The organism is Segatella baroniae DSM 16972 = JCM 13447 (assembly GCF_000426585.1).
Lineage (GTDB): Bacteria > Bacteroidota > Bacteroidia > Bacteroidales > Bacteroidaceae > Prevotella > Prevotella baroniae.
This window is the reverse complement of sequence record NZ_AUFQ01000013.1, coordinates 37996-56014: the sequence shown is the minus strand read 5'-3', so window position 1 is coordinate 56014 and position 18019 is coordinate 37996. Positions and strand designations below refer to the sequence as shown.

Below are 18019 nucleotides of genomic sequence, written 5' to 3'. Positions count from 1 at the left end.
CCGTCGGTACAGTCGGGACTGTGTGCCATCCAAGATATGCTTTCGCATCATCGCGTTTTATTCATGGCTTTTAGGTATTGCCTGCTTTCAAGGGAAGGGCTACCTTTGCAACCACAGATAATTACTCTGGAATTTTAATTTATCAATATCAAGAAAGTATGACGAATAGAATAACATGGATCAAACGTGGCGGTATGCTATTGCTGCTGTTGTGCATTTTTACAGTTGTCCGGGCGGAATCGCCAAGCAAAAGAACCGGAGCCAGCGTCTCCGGAGTAATCAAGGAAAAAAATACGGGTGAGCCTTTGGCGCATGTCAGCGTAAAGATTCTGGGCACCATGCTGGTCAACGTGACCGACGTGGAAGGCCGCTATCATTTGGAGAATCTCCCCGAAGGCAAGCAGACGATAGAGGTGAGACTGGCCGGATTCCGTGCGGCGCGCCAGTCGATAGACGTGGTGCCCAACGTTGGGAGCAATCTTGACTTCCTACTGACGGAAGACGAAATCTCGCTGGACGAGGTTGTCGTGTCGTCCAATCGAAGCCTTTCGTTGCGCCGCAACGCCCCCACGCTCGTCAATGTTCTCGACACCCGCATGTTTGACATCACACAATCGATGTGCCTGGCCCAAGGGCTCAATTTCCAACCCGGCGTGAGGACGGAGGACAATTGTGCCAACTGCGGGTTCTCACAGGTACGCATCAACGGGCTCGACGGGCATTATTCACAGATACTCATCGACTCGCGACCAGTGTTCACGGCTCTGCAAGGCGTCTATGGGCTGGAGCAGATTCCGGCCAACATGGTGGAGCGCGTGGAGGTGGCACGCGGTGGCGGCTCGGCCCTGTTCGGCTCGTCAGCCATCGGCGGCACCATCAACATCATCACCAAAGAGCCCACCGGCAATTGGGCCGAACTGTCACACACGCTGATGGGCATGGAAGGCGGAAAGTCTTTTGACAACATCACGACGCTCAACGCGTCCATCGTGTCGAAAAACAATCGGGCGGGCTTCTCCGTCTATGCCGGCAGCCGCCACCGCGACGGCTACGACCGCGACCGCGACGGTTTTACGGATTTGCCCAAGTTGGCCAACAAGACCGTCGGCCTCAACTCGTTCCTGCGCCTGGACAACTATTCCAAGCTGACGTTGCAATACCATGCGCTGAACGAGTTCAGACGAGGCGGCAACCATCTTGACCTGCCCGCACACGAGGCGAACATCGCCGAACAGCTCCAGCACGAAATCCATGGCGGAAACCTGGGCTACGACCTCTTTACGCCCGACGGACAGAACCACCTGTCGGCGTATGCCTCTTTCCAGAGCGTGTCGCGCAACAGCTATTACGGCGGCACCGGTGACGGTTCGGCGGAGAGCAAGGCCGAGGCGCTGAAGGCTTACAGCAAGACGCGCGACCTGAATGTCTTGGGCGGCATGCAGCTTGTGCACTCCTTTGAACGTCTGGCCTTCATGCCGGCCGACTTCACGCTGGGGGCGGAGTATAGCTACGATGGATTGAAAGACCACGCGCTCGGCTACGATGTCGTCACACGGCAGCACGTGCGCGTGGGCAGCCTTTTCTTCCAGAATGAATGGAAGGACAAGCGGTGGAGCCTGCTGCTGGGTGGCCGCGTGGACAAGCACAACCTGATCGGCCACTTCATTTTCAGCCCGCGCGCCAACCTGCGTTTCAACCCAGTGGAAGAGGTCAACCTCCGCCTGACATACGCCGGTGGCTTCCGTGCGCCGCAGGCGTTCGACGAAGACCTGCACACCACGCTGGCGGGCGGGGAGCGCCTGAAGACACGCCTGGCCTCGGGGCTGAAAGAAGAGCGGTCGAACAGCATCAGCCTGTCGGCCGACATGTATCATGCGTTCGGCAAGGTTCAGGCCAATCTGCTCGTCGAGGGCTTCTTCACCCACCTCGACCATGTGTTCGCACAGCGTAAATTGGAAGAGAAAGACGCATTCGGCATTGGCATTCTCGAGCGTTACAACGCCAACGCGGCAACGGTCTTGGGCCTGAACGTGGAGGGAAAGGCGGCTTTTTCGCGCCAATTCCAATTGCAGGGCGGCATAACCTGGCAGCAAAGTCGCTACAAGGAGGCGGTGGAATGGGACGAGGAGGCCCCGAAAGAGCGGAAAATGATGCGCACCCCCAACCTTTATGGCTACTTCACGGCAAGCGTGGAACCTCTGAAAAGATTCACGGTAGGCCTGACCGGCAACTACACGGGCAGCATGCTCGTGGGCCATGCCGCCGGTTCGGGCGTGGCGAAGCCCGTGGCCGTCGACACACCCGCGTTCATGACGTTGAACCTGAAACTCTCCTACGACTTCAAGGCTGTCGACGGAGTGAAGGCGCAGTTGAATGGTGGCGTGCAGAACCTCACGAACGCCTATCAAAAGGATATAGACAAAGGATGGGACAGAGACGCGTCCTACATCTACGGCCCGTCGCAGCCACGCACTTATTACGTGGGGTTGAAGGTCAGCTATTGAGGCTTTTCAGGCGAATATGGCCCATCCGCACCGATTCGTTCTCTTCAGCCGCGACGAATTGCCTTTCGTGTGATTGAATGGTCAAAGACTGTCTTCGTTTTTCCGTCCCGCCATTTGTTTTGGCGTTTCCCCGGCTGCGGAAAGTCCGCCGCCGTTTGTTTTGGCGTTTCCCGAACCTCGGAATTTAACACACGTTATGTTTTGACGATTTCCGAACCTCGGGACTTAACTTTCGTTATGTTTTGACGATTTCCGAATCTCGGGACTTAACTTTCGTTATGTTTTGACGTTTTCCGCGCTGCGGTTTTTCAATTTTGCGAATGGCGTGAGCCGTAGGGGCGTGAAGAATCATGCTGCGCCTTGGCGTTGGGCTTCTGCCTTGGCGCGGGATTTCTCCACCGTCGTTTTCTTGAATGGGAATCATCGATTTTATAAGCCATACGCACAAAAGAAGGAACGCCCGGGCCGACTTTGCCCGGGCGTTCCCCTTTCTTGATTTGCCAAATGCCCGATGCGGCTGCACGCAGGCTATTCCGTGTAGAAGCGGATGACGCGTTCGAGCTGCCGGCGGCATACGGGGCAGAACTCCGGATTCTCATTGGTGCGCATGCGGCAGTCCTGGAACGCACGGTAAACGCCCTTCAGGCTGTAGCCCGCGCCTTCGTAGACGCCGGCCTTCTCCATGTGTTTGGGATTCAACGGCGTGGGAATCTTCGTGCGCTTGTCGAGCATGTCCTTCCATTTGCTGTCGAAATCCTTCAGCGTCGTGATGTTGGCTTCCCACGGTTCGATGTCCTTGGGATACATGGGGATGGCCTCCGCTTCGTAGGCATACTCGTCGGCAAGGCCCGCAAAGCTGTGCCCGAACTCGTGAACGACCACGGGTTTGGTCTTCGGGTGATGGGCTGCCGTGAGGTTGTAGGAGTTCAGAATGCCGCCACCGCCGTAGGTTGCCGTGTTCACCAGTACGATGATGTGCTCGTAGGGAACGCCGGCCAGCCATTCATGAAGGTCTTTCAGGTGGAGCGTCGTGAGGTAGCGGTCGCTGTAGAACGTGTCGAAATGGGAGTGGAGGGCCGTGTTTTTCCAAATGCCCGCACGCGGCTCGCTCGTTCCGCTGTCGATGGAAGGGGCTTTGACGGCCACGATCTGGAACCGGTCGCGCAAGCTCTTGAAAGGCTCGTGGGCGAACATGGCCTCCATGGCTTCCTTCGCATCTTTCATGAAGAGCGGCATTTCGGAGGGCTGATAGCCTTCGGCGATGTAGGCGATGCGGATGCAGCGGGCGGTGTCGGCCGGCATTTGCAGCGTCTCGTAGGGCGTCACGTTCTTGTAGCCGGTGTGGCGGATGAGGATGTCGGCGGGGTCGACGGCATGTGTCAGTCGGGCGGTGACTTTCCGACGGTTGTCATACAGTTCCACGGTTACGTCAGCCTTCTGGCGCGGCATGGGTGCCAGGAAAACGTTTTCGAACGACTTTCGGGTGGTCTGCGCTTCAGGATAGGAGAGCCATTCCTGGAAGAGTGTCGAGAAAGAGTTGCGATAGATGACGGTTCCCGTGGCATGGTCTTTCATGATGATTTGGCCGTAGCCCTCCATGGGAACCTCGGCCAGCCGGCTGCGCTTGCCCCACCAGCGGGGCTCCACGCAGAGTTCGTCGACCGAAATCTCCTGTCGGCGGGCGTCACCGGCAAAGATGTAGTCGATGCGGAGGGTCTTGTCGACAAAGTACTTGTCGAAGTCTTGGGCCACGCTGTCCGTCGCGAAGAGCGCAAGGAACAGCAAAAGATGGAAAAAACGATTCTTCATATGATATCAATGATGTTGTTGGGTTTGTCATTCAGTGCTTTGAGCAGTTGCGCTTGGAACGGGAACAGCCAGTTGCGCTCGTGCCGCCGCTGCCCGTCAAAGGCCATCAGGTCGAGGTCGATGACCACTTTCCCGTCCCGCTTGTCGGCCGGCGTGCGGCCCAAACGGCTTTCCATATCTTTCAAGAGACGACTGACTTCAGCCTCGTCCAGCGTCGTCGAGGCCCGAAGCAAGCCGTTGAGGAAGGGATCGGAACGAAGGCCGACAGGCTCGGTTGTGACAAACGGGCTCCATTCGCAGTCATGGAAAAGGCGGGTGAGCAGCGCTCCGGCCCGACGGACGTTCTCGGTCGGCTGGAAGTTGCTCCCTATTCCTATGATGATCCCATGTGTCATTCGTTTGATTCTAATTTTCTGTAAAATTACTTTAGATTCCATATTCATGTCGTATTCATGCCGTTTATTTGTTATAATTTAACGCCTTTGGCCCTTCCAAGCAGCCTTTCCGCCGGTCTTCCCACCTTTTGGCCAGTCCCCGCTTTGAGTTTAATATAATTTAAAAAAGCGGCATGTCGCATTTTGTTTATTGATATTTTCGTTATATTTGTGTTTGTAAAATCGTAATATTCACTTTTGAAAAGCCAAAGGTTGACAAAACATAAGTTCATTGATGACAAGTTGTGAATGGTATTTGCGGGGCAACGAGTTCCGCAAGCAGCAAAATTGGCAGGCAGCCCTCAATTGTTATATGGAGGCGATTGCACTCGACCCGGAAAGTCCGGCTGTGGAGGCGAAGCAAATGCTCGACAACATTCTTGCGTTTTATTGCAAGGACATGTATAACCCTTGATGTTTGCAACAGATAAATTCATGAAATCATACTAAATACAAAGACTATGGGTAAAATAAAAGGTGCCATCGTGGTGAACACGGACCGATGCAAAGGCTGCGGTCTGTGCGCTGTCGCATGTCCGCAAGACGTCATTGTGATGGCAGATAAGAAAGTCAATGTGCATGGGTATCCCTATGTGGAGCCTGGAAGCAATGTCGACCGCTGTGTCGGTTGCAGCGCGTGCGCGATCGTCTGCCCCGACGGTTGCATTACGGTGTATCGTAAACGAATGGAAGATCAAGTCTAAGAATATGGAAAAGCAAGAAGTTACATTGATGAAGGGCAACGAGGCCATTGCCCATGCGGCGGTTCGCTGCGGCGTGGATGGCTTTTTTGGTTACCCGATCACTCCCCAGACGGAAATCATAGAGACCCTGTCGCTGCTGAAACCCTGGGAGACGACCGGCATGGTGGTCGTCCAGGCGGAGAGCGAAGTGGCCTCCATCAATATGGTTTATGGCGCAGCCGGAGCCGGCAAGCGCGTCTTTACAACCTCGTCAAGCCCCGGTGTGGCCCTGATGCAGGAGGGAATATCTTATATGGCCGGTGCGGAAGTGCCCGGAGTCATCGTGAATGTGCAGCGTGGCGGCCCCGGACTGGGCACCATCCAGCCTTCGCAGAGCGATTATTTCCAGGCCACGCGCGGCGGAGGCAATGGCGACTACAACGTCATCGTGCTGGCTCCGTCGTCCGTACAGGAAATGGCCGATTTCATGGACTTGGCCTTTACGCTGGCCTTCAGGTATCGCAACCCGGCCATGATTCTGTCGGATGGCGTCATCGGACAGATGATGGAGAAGGTGGTGTTGCCACCGATGAAGCCTCGCCGCACGGAAGAAGAAATCAAAAAGGAATGCCCCTGGGCCACGATGGGCCGCTTCGGGGGCAGGCAGCCCAATGTCATCACGTCGCTTGAATTGAAGTCTGAGGTGATGGAACTGCGCAATATTGCCTTGCAGGACAAATACCGGCAGATTGAAGAGGCTGAGGTGCGGTTTGAAACACAGCAGTTGGACGACGCCGAATATATGATTGTGGCTTTCGGCAGTGCGGCCCGTATTGCCGAAAAAGGCATGAAGTCGGCTCGCAAGCGGGGCATGAAAGTGGGACTTTTCCGCCCGATTACGCTGTGGCCGTTCCCCAAAAAGCAAATTGCGGAGCTGGCTAAAGGCAAGAAGGGCATTCTGGTTGTCGAGATCAATGCCGGCCAGATGGTGCAGGACGTGCGTCTGGCCATCAACGGGAAGTTGCCGGTAGAGCATTTTGGACGGTTGGGTGGCATCGTGCCGGACCCGGAAGAAATCGTAACGGCATTGGAAACTAAACTTGTAAAGGAATAAGGCTATGGATCAGAACAATATTATCTCACCGGAGAACCTCGTGTATGCGAAGCCGGAATTGATGAATGACACGCCGATGCACTATTGCGCGGGCTGTTCCCATGGCGTGGTGCACAAACTCGTGGCCGAGGTCGTGAGCGACATGGGGCTGGAGGAGAAAACCGTCGGCGTATGTCCGGTAGGCTGTGCGGTGTTCGCCTACCGCTATCTGGACATCGACTGGCAGGAAGCCGCCCATGGGCGTGCGCCCGCAGTGGCTACGGCCATCAAGCGCGTGTGGCCCGACCGCCTCGTCTTCACCTATCAGGGTGACGGCGACTTGGCATGTATCGGAACGGCAGAGACCATCCACGCGTTGAACAGAGGTGAGAACATGACCATCATTTTCATCAACAACGCCATCTACGGAATGACCGGTGGACAGATGGCGCCTACCACTTTGTTGGGCCAGAAGACAAGCACTTGTCCTTACGGACGCGATCCGGAACTGCACGGATACCCACTCAAGATGACGGAAATAGCCGCCCAGCTGGATGGAACATGCTATGTGACGCGGCAAAGCGTCGACACGGTGGCGTCTGTCCGTGCGGCGAAGAAGGCCATCCGAAAGGCTTTCGAGTCTTCGATGGCAGGCAAAGGCTCCAGCCTCGTCGAGATAGTCAGCACCTGTTCGAGCGGTTGGAAGCTCACACCGGTCAAGGCCAACGAGTGGTTGAGGGAGCACATGCTGGCATACTATCCGAAAGGTGATTTGAAAGATACTACCAATCTATAAAAACAAGAGTATGAAACAGGAAATCATTATAGCCGGCTTTGGCGGGCAAGGCGTACTTTCCATGGGTAAGATTCTGGCCTATTCCGGACTGATGGAAGACAAGGAAGTGACGTGGATGCCAGCTTACGGCCCCGAACAGCGTGGCGGAACGGCCAACGTGACGGTCATCGTGAGCGACGAACGCATATCTTCACCCATCTTGAGCAAGTACGACATCGCCATCGTTTTGAACCAACCGTCGCTTGACAAGTTTGAACCCAAGCTCAAACCGGGCGGCATTCTCATCTATGACGGCTATGGAATCATGAACCCACCGACCCGCAATGACATTACGGTTTATCGGATAGACGCCATGGACAAGGCTGCGGAAATGAAAAACGCCAAGGTCTTCAACATGATTGTATTGGGCGGATTGCTCCAGGTTTGCCCCCTCGTCACGCCGCAGGCGTTGGAGAAGGCGCTCTACAAAACGTTGCCGGAGCGTCATCATCAGTTGATTCCTCTGAACATGGAAGCTGTCGATGAGGGTAGAAAGATAATTCAAAAACAATGAATGTAGAGAACTTAAAGGAAACCATCAAGTCACAAGATGGACTGTCAAACACGCTCGGGATGGAGTTCATCTCCACGCCCGAGCCTGACACTTTGCAGGCGACGATGAAGGTGGACAACCGCAACAAGCAGGTCTTCGGCTTCCTGAGCGGTGGCGCTTCCCTGGCGTTGGCCGAGAATCTGGCAGGCGTGGGCTCGATGGCGTTGTGTCCGGGCAAGATCAGCGTGGGCATAAATGTCAACGGCACGCACGTGAAAGCCGTCAGTTACGGCTCCACCGTCACGGCGTATGGCCGGCTGTTGCACAAGGGAAGGACGCTCCACACTTGGCATATAGATATCAAGGACGAGACCGGTGATTTGATTTCGACTGTGCAAGTCACGAATTACGTGCTTTCTCCCAGGGCAAAATAGGGGAGAAAGTTTTGAAAAACAATAGCATAAACAGTAAAAATAAGAAGCAAAAGATAAATGATGGATAACTATGCGGTCTATCGTTTACCCCATCAAAAGCATTATACGCTGCTGTCGCAGACCGACGGCGACCTGCAACGGGTTGATTCCGTTGCCGATTTAAATGGTTGCCGCGGCTTTGTGATGGCCCCTTTCATGCAGACGGAAGAATGTCCGATTGTCGTCATCCGCCCCGATGTCATGGAAGAAGTGGCACTGCCTGCCGCTGCAAGCCCACATTGCCACGCGGAACCCGTCGGTTCGGACAATCTGAACAGCTATCGGAATGACTTCCTGTTGTTCCACGAAGCGTTGGCTGCGGGCAGGTTCAAGAAGCTCGTTTTGGCCCGACGCTGCGATTTCCGCCATGCCGAAACCGACCCCATGGCGCTTTTCGTGCAAGCTTGCAGCCTTTATCCACGCCTGTTCATCGCCCTTGTCTCGACGCCGCTTACCGGCACTTGGCTCTTTGCTACGCCCGAAATCCTTTTGGAAGGCGAAGGAAATGTGTGGCGCACGATGGCTTTGGCAGGCACCATGAAGTTGGAAGTGCAGGATTTGAAGGGCGAGGGTGAATCGAGCCGATGGTCTCCCAAGAACATTCAAGAGCAGCGATATGTCGCCAATTACATTACAGGCTGCCTGCAAAAGTTTGCTTCCGACTTTACGGAAGAGGGACCTTCCACCGTCAGGGCTGCCGACCTGGTGCATCTCCGCAGTGACTTTACGTTTCAACTGAAGGATGAAAACCATCTGGGAGCTATGCTGGAAGCCCTTCATCCCACACCGGCCGTGTGTGGACTGCCCAAGAAAGAAGCGCGCGATTTCATACTGCTTCACGAGCATTCGCCCCGCAAATACTACAGCGGCTTCATGGGGCCGCTGTTTCCCGGTGGGCAAACGCATCTCTATGTGAGCCTCCGTTGCATGCAGCTGACAGACCAAATGTTTCATTTGTATGCCGGTGGAGGGATTCTGAAAGACAGTGATGTGGACAGCGAATGGATGGAAACGGAAGCTAAACTCCAAACGATGAGAAATGTATTCAAATAGTTTTACATCGCAAAAGCGTTTTTCCAACAAGGAGAATGTCAACATTCTCACGTCTTTGCTCATGGCTCATGGCGTGAAGCATGCCGTGGTCTGTCCCGGCAGCAGGAACGCGCCTGTCGTGCACAACCTCAAGGAATGCGGCGACATCGCCTGCCATCCCGTGACCGACGAGCGGTCGGCGGGCTTTTACGCGCTGGGCATGAGCCTGGCCACGGGTGAGCCGGTGGCCGTTTGTGTCACGTCGGGCACGGCCTTGCTCAATGTCGCTCCGGCCGTTGCCGAGGCCTTTTATCAGCATGTGCCGCTCGTCGTCATCTCCGCCGACCGTCCGCCGGCATGGATAGAGCAGCTCGACGGGCAGACGCTTCCGCAGCCCGACGCGTTCGGGCGTTTCGTTCACAAATGCGTATCCTTGCCCGAGCCCGTGGACAAAGAGCAGCGGTGGCATTGCAATCGGCTGGTGAACGAGGCGCTCTTGGCCTGCAAGTGGTACGGCGGCGGCCCCGTTCATATCAATGTTCCCATAGCAGAGCCGTTGTACGCGTTCAACCAGCGGTTTCTAAAAGCTGAACGATTGATAGACCAAATGGGGCCAATTGGCTGGCAATCAGGGGCTTTTTGCAAGCTGAAAGAGCTGCTGTTGCAGGCTGAAAGGCCCTTGATTGTTTTGGGACAGACGAAGCGTTGCGAAGTGGAACCTGGCTTTTCCAATCGCCTTGCCGCCGCGAACATCCCCGTTTGGGTGGAAATGATGGGCGACGAGGGTGCCAATCCCCACGTTGACGAACTGGTTTGTCTCGCCGAAAGGGAAATCTCCGCCCATCCGGAACGCCTGTCCGACTATCTGCCCGACTTCATCCTGTATGCCGGCGGCAACCTGGTCAGCAAACGGTTGAAGCACTTCCTGCGTCAGGCAGAGCAGGCCGACGTGTGGGAAGTGACTGCCGATGGCGGCGTGCATGACACCTTCATGAACGTCAAGCATGTCATCCAGAGTACGACACAGGAGCTTTGCGCCAATCTTTACGTAGAAGCCAGTCCCATACACGAAGCTTATTTCAGGCGTTGGGAGCTGTTGTCGCAGCGCGTTTCACGCCATTTGCAATCGTTCGTGCCTCGTTATTCTGAGTTGTTGGCGGTCAAATTGTTCAACGAACGGATGCAAAGCGATGGGACATGGCCTTGCGCAGTCCATTATGCCAACAGCATGTCGGTGCGCATGGGCATGGTTTACAGTCGGCATTATTTCCATTGCAACCGTGGCGTGAACGGCATAGAAGGTTCCTTGTCCACTGCGGCAGGCCACTCGCTGGTCACCGACGAGCGCGTCCATGTCGTCATTGGCGACCTCAGTTTCTTCTATGACCAGAACGCGTTGTGGAACGATTCGCTTCGAAGAAACCTGCGAATCCTGTTGCTCAACAATGGTTGTGGCGGCATATTCGGCAAGTTTGAGGGACTGAAAGACAGTCCGGCACGCGCGGAACTCGTCATGGCTGCCCACCGGACGACGGCGGAAGGCCTTTGCCGAGCTTATGGAATAGATTATCATAGGGCGGCCGATGCGGCTTCGCTGGCCGACTTGATGGGCGTGCTTACGGACCCGTCGGCCCGCCGTCCTGTGCTACTCGAAGTCTTCACCGACCCCGATGAAGACATGAACACGTATCAAGAATATTTTAATACATTATCATAATGACAACAAGAACATGGAAACCGATCGAAGGTTTCGACTTTAAAGAGATTCTGTTTGAGGAATATAACCACATTGCAAAGATAACCATCAATCGTCCCCGCTACCGCAATGCCTTCACGCCGCTCACCACTTGGGAGATGAGCCAGGCCTTCAGCTATTGCCGCGAAAGCCAAAATGTGCGCGTGGTGATACTCACCGGGGCCGGCGACAAGGCCTTCTGTTCCGGTGGCGACATGCACGTGAAGGGACGTGGGGGCTATGTGGGCACGGATGGAGTGCCCCGGCTGAACGTGCTCGACGTGCAAATGCAGATTCGCCGCCTGCCCAAACCGGTGATAGCCATGGTCAATGGCTATGCCATCGGGGGCGGCCATGTGCTCCATGTGATGTGCGACCTGACCATCGCGTCCGACAATGCCATCTTCGGGCAGACCGGTCCGAAGGTCGGAAGCTTCGACGCGGGTTTCGGCGCCAGCTATCTGGCACGGATGGTAGGGCAGAAGAAGGCGCGCGAAATATGGTTTCTGTGCAGGCAATACACAGCCGTGGAGGCCGAACGCATGGGAATGGTCAACAAGGTGGTGTCTTTCGACCAGCTTGAAGACACCTGTGTGGAGTGGGCCGAGACCATGGTGGAGCGTAGTCCGCTGGCTTTGCGCATGATCAAGGCGGGCCTGAATGCCGAACTCGACGGGCAGGCGGGCATACAGGAACTGGCCGGCGACGCGACCATGCTCTACTATACCATGGATGAAGCGCAGGAAGGAGGAAAGGCTTTCCTGGAAAAACGCAAGCCCGATTTCGACAAATACCCTCAATTCCCCTAACTTTCCCAAGGCTGTTTTGAAGAAAACGATGCGCTGTTCGATTCAGATTTCCGACCGTTTGCTGCATTTCAAGCAACCGGCAGGTACGTCCCGAGGTGTCTATACCACCCGTCACAGCTACTTTCTGACGCTGACTTCCGCCGACAGTCCCGGCATAGCGGGTGTCGGCGAGTGCGCGCCATTGCCCGATTTGAGTTGCGATGCCATTCCCGAATACGGTCGAATCCTTGAACAGGTGTGTCGGTTGGTGGAGCAGATGGGGCAAATCCCTTACGACATGCTGCGTCCTTATCCCAGCATACTCTTCGGCTTGGAGACCGCCTTCGCGCAGCTTCGGGCCGGCGGCTCCCCCGCGTTCTTCGATACGCCGTTCAGTCGCGGCGAAGAAGGCATACCCATCAACGGGCTTGTGTGGATGGGAAGCTATAAAGAGATGTGCGAACGGCTTGAAACCAAGCTGCAAGCCGGTTTCCATTGTGTCAAGTTGAAAATCGGAGCCATCGACTTTGAGCGCGAACTCGACCTGATTCGTCACATCCGCGATAACTTTACAAGAGAACAGGTAGAGCTTCGTGTCGACGCGAACGGGGGCTTTACGCCCGACAACGCCCTGCAACGTCTGGAGGCCTTGGCCCGCTATGACATCCATTCCATCGAACAACCCATTCGCCAACATCAGTGGGCGGACATGGCCCGGCTGTGCAAGGACAGCCCGTTGCCCATCGCCTTGGACGAAGAACTGATTGGCGTGAACGTGAAAAGCATGAAGGAGGCGTTGCTCGAAACGATTCAACCGCAATACATTGTGCTGAAACCGAGTCTGCATGGGGGAATGTTCGGCTCGTCGGAATGGATTGAATTGGCTCGCCGGCATGGCATTGGCAGCTGGATAACGTCTGCTTTGGAGAGCAACGTGGGGCTGAATGCCATCGCCCAATATTGCGCGAAGACGTATGGCCCTTGCATAACCATGCCGCAAGGACTGGGCACTGGCCAACTCTTTGTGGACAACGAACCCGTTGTCCGCTTTCCGGCGGCGACGCCGTTTGACTGTCTGCACATTCGGAAAGACGAACTTTGGTTTCAATAAAATGGGCAAATGAGTCGGTTGGAAGAGTTTTTAAACGAGTGGAACGCCGCGTCGCCGTTTGTCTCGGTGCATACTTCGGGCTCTACGGGAAAGCCGAAGCCCATGCTCGTTGCAAAGCAGTCCATGCTTCATTCGGCCCGCGTCACCTGCGATTTTCTGGGATTGCGGCCTCATGACACGGCTTTGCTGTGCATGAATTTGAAGTATATCGGTGCCAAGATGATGGTCGTCAGAAGCATTGAAAGGCAATTGCAACTTTTTTCCGTAGCACCAACGGGACACCCTTTGTCCGATTCGGCGCTTGCCAAAGTCTTTTCCGTGACTTTCAAAGCAGCCCCCTTCGGCTCGCCTGTGCCCGTTCCTGTATGCCCTGAAACCTTTCCCGCGTCTTTTTCATTGGTCGCCATGGTGCCGTTGCAGGTCTACAATACGTTGCAAGTGCCCGAGGAAGCGGCGCGTTTGCGGCAGACGAAGCACCTGATTATCGGCGGTGGCGCAGTCGACGACCAGTTGGCACAGGCCCTGAAATACTTCCCCAATGCAGTTTGGAGCACCTACGGCATGACCGAGACCTTGAGCCATATCGCCTTGCGAAGGCTCAACGGGCCGGCCGCAAGCGACTGGTATGAGCCTTTCGATGGTGTTCGGATCGCTTGCAATGGGGACGGTTGTTTGGTCATCGACGCTCCGCTGGTTCACGACGGCATGTTGGAAACAAACGACCGGGTGGAAATCAAGACCGTGAAAACGGCCGACGGTCGTCGCAAGAGACTGTTTCGGGTGTTGGGAAGGAAAGATAACGTCATCGTCTCGGGCGGCGTGAAGATTCAGATAGAAGAGGTGGAGCAGTTCCTCCGGCCCTTCCTTTCCCGCCCGTTCGCCATCGGTAAGAAGCCGGACGAGAAGTTTGGCGAAGCCATGGTGCTCGTTACCGAAGCGACAGACTTGGCCGAAGTGGCGGAAATCTGCACGAACGCGTTGCCCAAGTATTGGGTGCCGCGTCGTTACTTGCACATCAACGAAATTCCCCTCACGCAAACCGGTAAAGTCGCAAGAGGGGAAGTTGCTCGTTTTATCATGCAACAGAATCCATAATCAATGGGCTTTGATTCTGTTGGAAGTCTTCTTTATTTGATTCCTCGTTCGTTCAATGCTTTCGCATACTTGGCCGCATTGTCCAAATGTTCCGCATAAGTGCGGGCGAAATTGTGCGTCCCGCTGAAATTCTCCTTGGCACACATGTAGAGATAGCTGTGGTGTACGTGATTGAGCACGGCGTCTATGCCCGCAACCGACGGAATGCGAATCGGGCCGGGAGGCAGTCCCGCGTTCTTATAAGTGTTGTAAGGGCTGTCGATGAAAAGCAGATTGTGGTAGATGCGCTTCAGTTCAAACCGCTTCCAGGCAAACTTGATGGTCGGATCGGCCTGCAAAGGCATGCCGTCAGGGTACTCGGCATTGCGCAACATGAGCCGGTTGTAGTACATGCCCGCTATCATCGGCTTCTCCCCGTTGTTGGCGGTCTCTTCATCGACGATACTGGCCAAGGTCATCACTTGATTGTGCGACAGCTTCATTTCCTCAGCCTTGTGTGTACGGTCGAAGTTCCAGAATTTTTTGTTTTCCTTTTGCATCCGTTCCATGAACTTGTCGAGCGACACATTCCAATACATGTCATACGTGTTGGGGATGAAGAGGCAGAGGATGGTTGTGGTGTCGTAGCCCCATTGCTTGCAGTAGGTCTCGTCTTTCAGCGCCTTTGCGATGGCCGCGCTGTCCAGCATTAGCTTCTTTGAAAGCTCGTTGGCCAGCTTTTCCGGTGTCCTTACACTCGGAATGGTAAGGTCTATCGAGGCCTGCATTCCGTTCTTCAGATGTCGGAACAGGCTGAAAGCGCCGTCGCCAGGTTTCAGCGAATAGCGTCCGGTGTGGATGTTGCTTTTGTAAGTGCAGTGTCTCACCAACGTGCGATAGCCGATGAATCCGTGGTCGTTCGATACCGCTTTCACCTTATTATATACAGAGTCGATGTTGTCGTCAGCGTCGATATAAAGATATTGGGTCTTTCCTGTGGCGTTCATCGAAGAGAAGAAATAATAATAGACCAAAGCCACAGCCACAAAAATGCAACCGATGGTCGCATAAAGGTATTTGTTTTTGGTTTGTTTATCCATATAACCTTTTTGAAAACGGCTGCAAAGTTACCATTAATTATTGTGAGAACAAAATATATTTTGTACTTTTGCCTCAAACATCAGTAGGCATGATAAGTAGATACGGTACTTATATTTTTGATTTGGATGGTACTTTACTAGATTCTCTCACCGACCTTTATCTCAGTTGCAATTACGCGTTGAAAGCTTTCGGCATGCCCGAACGCACGTTGGACGAGGTGAGATGTTTTGTGGGCAACGGCGTCAGGAAGCTGATGGAGCGGGCCGTTCCCGGAGGCGCGGGCCATCCGCAGTTCGACGAAACCTACGCTTTGTTTCGCCAACATTACATGCAGCACAATCTCGACCACACCTGTCCGTATCCCGGTATCTTGGATATGCTCCGGCAGTTGAAGGCCAACGGTTGCGGAATGGCCATCGTCAGCAACAAGTTTTATGCCGCCACACAAGAGTTGGCACGTCACTTTTTCGACGGATTGATAGAGGTTGCGATAGGTGAGCGTGAGGATATCCGGAAGAAACCGGCCCCTGATACGGTCATTGAAGCCATGCGGCAGTTGGGTGTCGGACGTGAGGAATGCGTCTATGTGGGCGACAGTGACGTCGACATCGATACAGCCAAGAACAGCGGCATGCCTTGTATCAGCGTCTTATGGGGCTTCCGCGATAAGGCCTTCCTGCTGTCACACGGAGCCACAGACCTTGTCGCGTCGCCTGCCGAAATCACGAACGTGTTTTAAAACGACCTCCCTTCCTCTTTTATTCATACCTGATGGCTTCTATCGGGTCGAGCATAGCCGCCTTCTTGGCTGGATACCACCCGAAGAAGACGCCTGTAAACGTGCAGACCGCAAAACTCATGACGATACTCCACGGCTGAATGGCAATGGGCCAGTGGGCCAGCAGGTTCACGCCGTATGATGCGCCAACTCCCAGCAGCACACCAATGACGCCGCCGGTGACGCTCAACATGATGGCTTCGATGAGGAATTGATTCAGGATGTCAATGCCACGTGCGCCCACACTCATGCGGAGACCAATCTCGCGTGTGCGTTCCGTCACGCTGACATACATGATGTTCATAATGCCGATACCGCCGACTATCAGCGAAATGCCCGCAACGCAGCCCAGCAGTATCGTCAGCATGTCGGTGGTGGAGTTCATCATGCTCGACAACTCTTCCTGGCTGCGGATGTTGAAGTCGTCCTTGTCGGCTTCCGTTGTGTCGGTCGCGTCCTTCAACTTGTGGTTTCTGCGCAGAATGGACGATATCTGTTCGGTCGCCTTGTCCGTGACACCCTCGACAACGGCCGAGCAAGTGATGCCTCCCAGATAGGTCTGGGCCAGGATTCGCTTCATGACGGTGGTGTAGGGAGCCAGCACAAGGTCGTCCTGGTCCATGCCCATGGAATTGTAACCTTTCTTTTTCAAGACCCCGACCACACGGAAGGGAATGCTGTTGAAGCGCACCACCCTGCCGATAGGGTCGCTGCCGTCGGGAAACAGATAGCCCACGACCGTCTGTCCCAGTACGCACACCTTGGCACTCGACTTGATATCGTTGTCGGTGAACATCTCGCCGTCCGACACGCTAAGCTGTCTGATTTCCAAATAGTCGCCATTTACGCCATAGATGGACGACTGCGTGTTGTTGTTGCCATAGATCCATTGGCCGCTGCTGGTGACAGTTGGACTGATGGCCTTGATGTAATTGCATTCTTCTTTGATGGCCGTATAGTCAGCCATCTTCAGCGTTTGCATGGCCGAAGGGTCCTGGCGCACACCGCCACGCATGTCGGCTCCCGGACTGATCATGATCATGTTGGAACCCATCTCGGCGATGTTGGCCTGAATGCTCTTCTTCGAGCCTTGACCGATGGCCAGCATGGTGATGACGGAAGCCACGCCGATGATGATACCCAATGCCGTGAGAAACGACCGCATCTTGTTGGCCGCGATGGCCCGCAAGGCTATCTTGAATAGATTGCTGTAATTCATCTTGTTTCTTTCTTTGGATTCGGAATGTAAAATGTGGATGACTACCGCCTGCGGAGCCGCTATTCGTCGGCATTGGCCGGCAGGGCGGCAAGCCCTTCGGCCGCGCTCATGACGTCGTGGTTGTACTCGTCGCTGATGACACGACCGTCGCGCAGCTGGATGTTGCGGCTGGAGTAGCGGGCAATGTCGGGGTTGTGGGTGACGAAGATGATTGTTCGTCCCTCGGCATGCAACTTTTGGAAGAGTACCAGAATCTCGAATGAGGTGCGGGTGTCGAGATTTCCCGTCGCCTCGTCGGCCAGAATGACGGCCGGATTGTTGACCAGAGCGCGGGCAATGGCCACCCGTTGCATCTGACCACCCGACATCTGGTTGCTCTTGTGATAGAGGCGTTCGCCCAGACCGACGGCTTTCAGGGCTTCGACGGCCCGCTCGTTGCGTTCCCGGGCACTGACGTCGGGATTGTACATCAGCGGCAATTCCACATTTTCCACGCTGGTTGTCTTGGGCAAGAGATTGTAGTTCTGGAAGATGAAGCCTATCTTGCGGTTGCGCAGCGTGGCCCTCTGCGCCTTGCTCATCGTCCTGACAGAAACGCCGTCGAGATAGTATTCGCCGCTGGAAGGGGTGTCGAGACACCCCAACTGGTTGAGGAGGGTGGACTTGCCGGAGCCTGATTTGCCCATGATCGTTACAAATTCACCTTCACGAATGGTGAACGAGACGCCGCGGAGCGCATGCACGGTCTCGTCGCCGACCCTGAAATCGCGCTTCACATTCTGAAGTTCGATGACCACCTTCCTATTGTTGTCTGTTATTTGTTCAGTCATACTGATATGGTTTTGAGGACTTTGCCA

General features: G+C 54.8%; 18 protein-coding genes. 13 read left to right on the top strand and 5 right to left on the bottom strand.

The window, feature by feature from the left end; all coding sequences use genetic code 11:
• The first annotated feature begins 158 nt into the window (after positions 1–158).
• Positions 159–2504, top strand: a complete 2346-nt coding sequence (locus K334_RS0109125; RefSeq protein ID WP_036890231.1) for a TonB-dependent receptor — start codon at positions 159–161, stop codon at positions 2502–2504.
• Positions 2505–3032: 528 nt separating this feature from the next.
• Here K334_RS0109125 and K334_RS0109120 read toward each other — a convergent pair.
• Both K334_RS0109120 and K334_RS0109115 read right to left on the bottom strand, forming a co-directional pair.
• Complete coding sequence (locus K334_RS0109120) at positions 3033–4313, bottom strand: M64 family metallopeptidase (RefSeq protein ID WP_025881021.1); 1281 nt, start codon at positions 4311–4313, stop codon at positions 3033–3035.
• Entirely contained in the window at positions 4310–4708 is a 399-nt protein-coding gene (locus K334_RS0109115; RefSeq protein ID WP_025881023.1) for a 2-amino-4-hydroxy-6-hydroxymethyldihydropteridine diphosphokinase, read from the bottom strand. The genes K334_RS0109120 and K334_RS0109115 overlap by 4 nt, the downstream gene beginning before the upstream one ends.
• A 274-nt stretch (positions 4709–4982) precedes the next feature.
• Here K334_RS0109115 and K334_RS0109105 point away from each other — a divergent pair, with 274 nt between their 5' ends.
• Genes K334_RS0109105 through K334_RS0109060 form a run of 11 tightly spaced genes read left to right on the top strand, consistent with a single transcriptional unit; the run spans position 4983 to position 14085 of the window.
• Complete coding sequence (locus tag K334_RS0109105; protein ID WP_021589808.1) at positions 4983–5162, top strand: tetratricopeptide repeat protein; 180 nt, start codon at positions 4983–4985, stop codon at positions 5160–5162.
• A 46-nt stretch (positions 5163–5208) separates the two neighbouring features.
• Positions 5209–5451: a 4Fe-4S binding protein gene (locus tag K334_RS14495; protein WP_081658067.1), complete on the top strand. Its 243-nt coding sequence runs from the start codon at positions 5209–5211 to the stop codon at positions 5449–5451.
• 4 nt (positions 5452–5455) lie between these two features.
• Entirely contained in the window at positions 5456–6544 is a 1089-nt protein-coding gene (locus K334_RS0109100) for a 3-methyl-2-oxobutanoate dehydrogenase subunit VorB (RefSeq protein WP_025881028.1), read from the top strand.
• 4 nt (positions 6545–6548) lie between these two features.
• A complete protein-coding gene (locus tag K334_RS0109095) occupies positions 6549–7319 on the top strand; it encodes a thiamine pyrophosphate-dependent enzyme (protein WP_025881030.1) in 771 nt (256 codons plus the stop codon).
• Between the two features lie 10 nt (positions 7320–7329).
• Positions 7330–7872 (top strand): 2-oxoacid:ferredoxin oxidoreductase subunit gamma family protein, encoded by a 543-nt coding sequence (locus K334_RS0109090; RefSeq protein ID WP_021589730.1) that lies wholly within the window; start codon positions 7330–7332, stop codon positions 7870–7872.
• Positions 7869–8285 (top strand): PaaI family thioesterase, encoded by a 417-nt coding sequence (locus tag K334_RS0109085; RefSeq protein WP_021589729.1) that lies wholly within the window; start codon positions 7869–7871, stop codon positions 8283–8285. The genes K334_RS0109090 and K334_RS0109085 overlap by 4 nt, the downstream gene beginning before the upstream one ends.
• A 57-nt stretch (positions 8286–8342) precedes the next feature.
• Positions 8343–9377 (top strand): isochorismate synthase, encoded by a 1035-nt coding sequence (locus K334_RS0109080; RefSeq protein WP_306302566.1) that lies wholly within the window; start codon positions 8343–8345, stop codon positions 9375–9377.
• Positions 9364–11073 carry a 2-succinyl-5-enolpyruvyl-6-hydroxy-3-cyclohexene-1-carboxylic-acid synthase gene (gene menD / locus K334_RS0109075; RefSeq protein ID WP_025881034.1) on the top strand — a complete coding sequence of 570 codons (1710 nt, stop codon included), beginning with the start codon at positions 9364–9366 and terminating at the stop codon, positions 11071–11073. The genes K334_RS0109080 and menD overlap by 14 nt, the downstream gene beginning before the upstream one ends.
• Complete coding sequence (gene menB / locus K334_RS0109070; RefSeq protein WP_025881037.1) at positions 11073–11900, top strand: 1,4-dihydroxy-2-naphthoyl-CoA synthase; 828 nt, start codon at positions 11073–11075, stop codon at positions 11898–11900. Before menD ends, menB begins: the two co-directional genes overlap by 1 nt.
• Positions 11901–11928: 28 nt before the next feature.
• Positions 11929–12990 (top strand): o-succinylbenzoate synthase, encoded by a 1062-nt coding sequence (locus K334_RS0109065; protein WP_025881039.1) that lies wholly within the window; start codon positions 11929–11931, stop codon positions 12988–12990.
• Between the two features lie 9 nt (positions 12991–12999).
• Positions 13000–14085 carry an AMP-binding protein gene (locus K334_RS0109060; protein WP_027444852.1) on the top strand — a complete coding sequence of 362 codons (1086 nt, stop codon included), beginning with the start codon at positions 13000–13002 and terminating at the stop codon, positions 14083–14085.
• 32 nt (positions 14086–14117) lie between these two features.
• On the opposite strand, the gene mltG is transcribed toward K334_RS0109060, so the two are convergent.
• On the bottom strand, positions 14118–15164 hold the full coding sequence (mltG, locus tag K334_RS0109055; protein ID WP_027444851.1) for an endolytic transglycosylase MltG: 1047 nt from the start codon (positions 15162–15164) through the stop codon (positions 14118–14120).
• A gap of 89 nt (positions 15165–15253) precedes the next feature.
• Between mltG and K334_RS0109050 the strand changes: the two genes are divergently transcribed.
• The gene (locus K334_RS0109050; RefSeq protein ID WP_036890228.1) at positions 15254–15904 is read left to right on the top strand and encodes an HAD family hydrolase; all 651 of its coding nucleotides are present in this window, start codon (positions 15254–15256) and stop codon (positions 15902–15904) included.
• Between the two features lie 19 nt (positions 15905–15923).
• Here the strand turns inward: K334_RS0109050 and K334_RS0109045 are convergent, their stop codons facing one another.
• Both K334_RS0109045 and K334_RS0109040 read right to left on the bottom strand, forming a co-directional pair.
• Positions 15924–17162, bottom strand: a complete 1239-nt coding sequence (locus tag K334_RS0109045; protein WP_025881045.1) for an ABC transporter permease — start codon at positions 17160–17162, stop codon at positions 15924–15926.
• A 59-nt stretch (positions 17163–17221) separates the two neighbouring features.
• Positions 17222–17992, bottom strand: a complete 771-nt coding sequence (locus K334_RS0109040; protein WP_025881047.1) for an ABC transporter ATP-binding protein — start codon at positions 17990–17992, stop codon at positions 17222–17224.
• Positions 17993–18019: the final 27 nt, after the last annotated feature.

Bases quoted from the DNA above. Each gene is read 5' to 3' on its own strand.
- K334_RS0109090 (WP_021589730.1), top strand. From the start codon at position 7,330: ATGAAACAGGAAATCATTATAGCCGGCTTTGGCGGGCAAGGCGTACTT.
- menB (WP_025881037.1), top strand. From the start codon at position 11,073: ATGACAACAAGAACATGGAAACCGATCGAAGGTTTCGACTTTAAAGAG.
- K334_RS0109100 (WP_025881028.1), top strand. From the start codon at position 5,456: ATGGAAAAGCAAGAAGTTACATTGATGAAGGGCAACGAGGCCATTGCC.
- K334_RS0109040 (WP_025881047.1), bottom strand. From the start codon at position 17,992: ATGACTGAACAAATAACAGACAACAATAGGAAGGTGGTCATCGAACTT.
- K334_RS0109120 (WP_025881021.1), bottom strand. From the start codon at position 4,313: ATGAAGAATCGTTTTTTCCATCTTTTGCTGTTCCTTGCGCTCTTCGCG.
- K334_RS0109060 (WP_027444852.1), top strand. From the start codon at position 13,000: ATGAGTCGGTTGGAAGAGTTTTTAAACGAGTGGAACGCCGCGTCGCCG.
- K334_RS0109085 (WP_021589729.1), top strand. From the start codon at position 7,869: ATGAATGTAGAGAACTTAAAGGAAACCATCAAGTCACAAGATGGACTG.
- K334_RS0109125 (WP_036890231.1), top strand. From the start codon at position 159: ATGACGAATAGAATAACATGGATCAAACGTGGCGGTATGCTATTGCTG.
- K334_RS0109045 (WP_025881045.1), bottom strand. From the start codon at position 17,162: ATGAATTACAGCAATCTATTCAAGATAGCCTTGCGGGCCATCGCGGCC.
- K334_RS0109115 (WP_025881023.1), bottom strand. From the start codon at position 4,708: ATGACACATGGGATCATCATAGGAATAGGGAGCAACTTCCAGCCGACC.
- K334_RS14495 (WP_081658067.1), top strand. From the start codon at position 5,209: ATGGGTAAAATAAAAGGTGCCATCGTGGTGAACACGGACCGATGCAAA.
- menD (WP_025881034.1), top strand. From the start codon at position 9,364: ATGTATTCAAATAGTTTTACATCGCAAAAGCGTTTTTCCAACAAGGAG.
- K334_RS0109105 (WP_021589808.1), top strand. From the start codon at position 4,983: ATGACAAGTTGTGAATGGTATTTGCGGGGCAACGAGTTCCGCAAGCAG.
- K334_RS0109095 (WP_025881030.1), top strand. From the start codon at position 6,549: ATGGATCAGAACAATATTATCTCACCGGAGAACCTCGTGTATGCGAAG.
- K334_RS0109080 (WP_306302566.1), top strand. From the start codon at position 8,343: ATGATGGATAACTATGCGGTCTATCGTTTACCCCATCAAAAGCATTAT.
- mltG (WP_027444851.1), bottom strand. From the start codon at position 15,164: ATGGATAAACAAACCAAAAACAAATACCTTTATGCGACCATCGGTTGC.
- K334_RS0109050 (WP_036890228.1), top strand. From the start codon at position 15,254: ATGATAAGTAGATACGGTACTTATATTTTTGATTTGGATGGTACTTTA.
- K334_RS0109065 (WP_025881039.1), top strand. From the start codon at position 11,929: ATGCGCTGTTCGATTCAGATTTCCGACCGTTTGCTGCATTTCAAGCAA.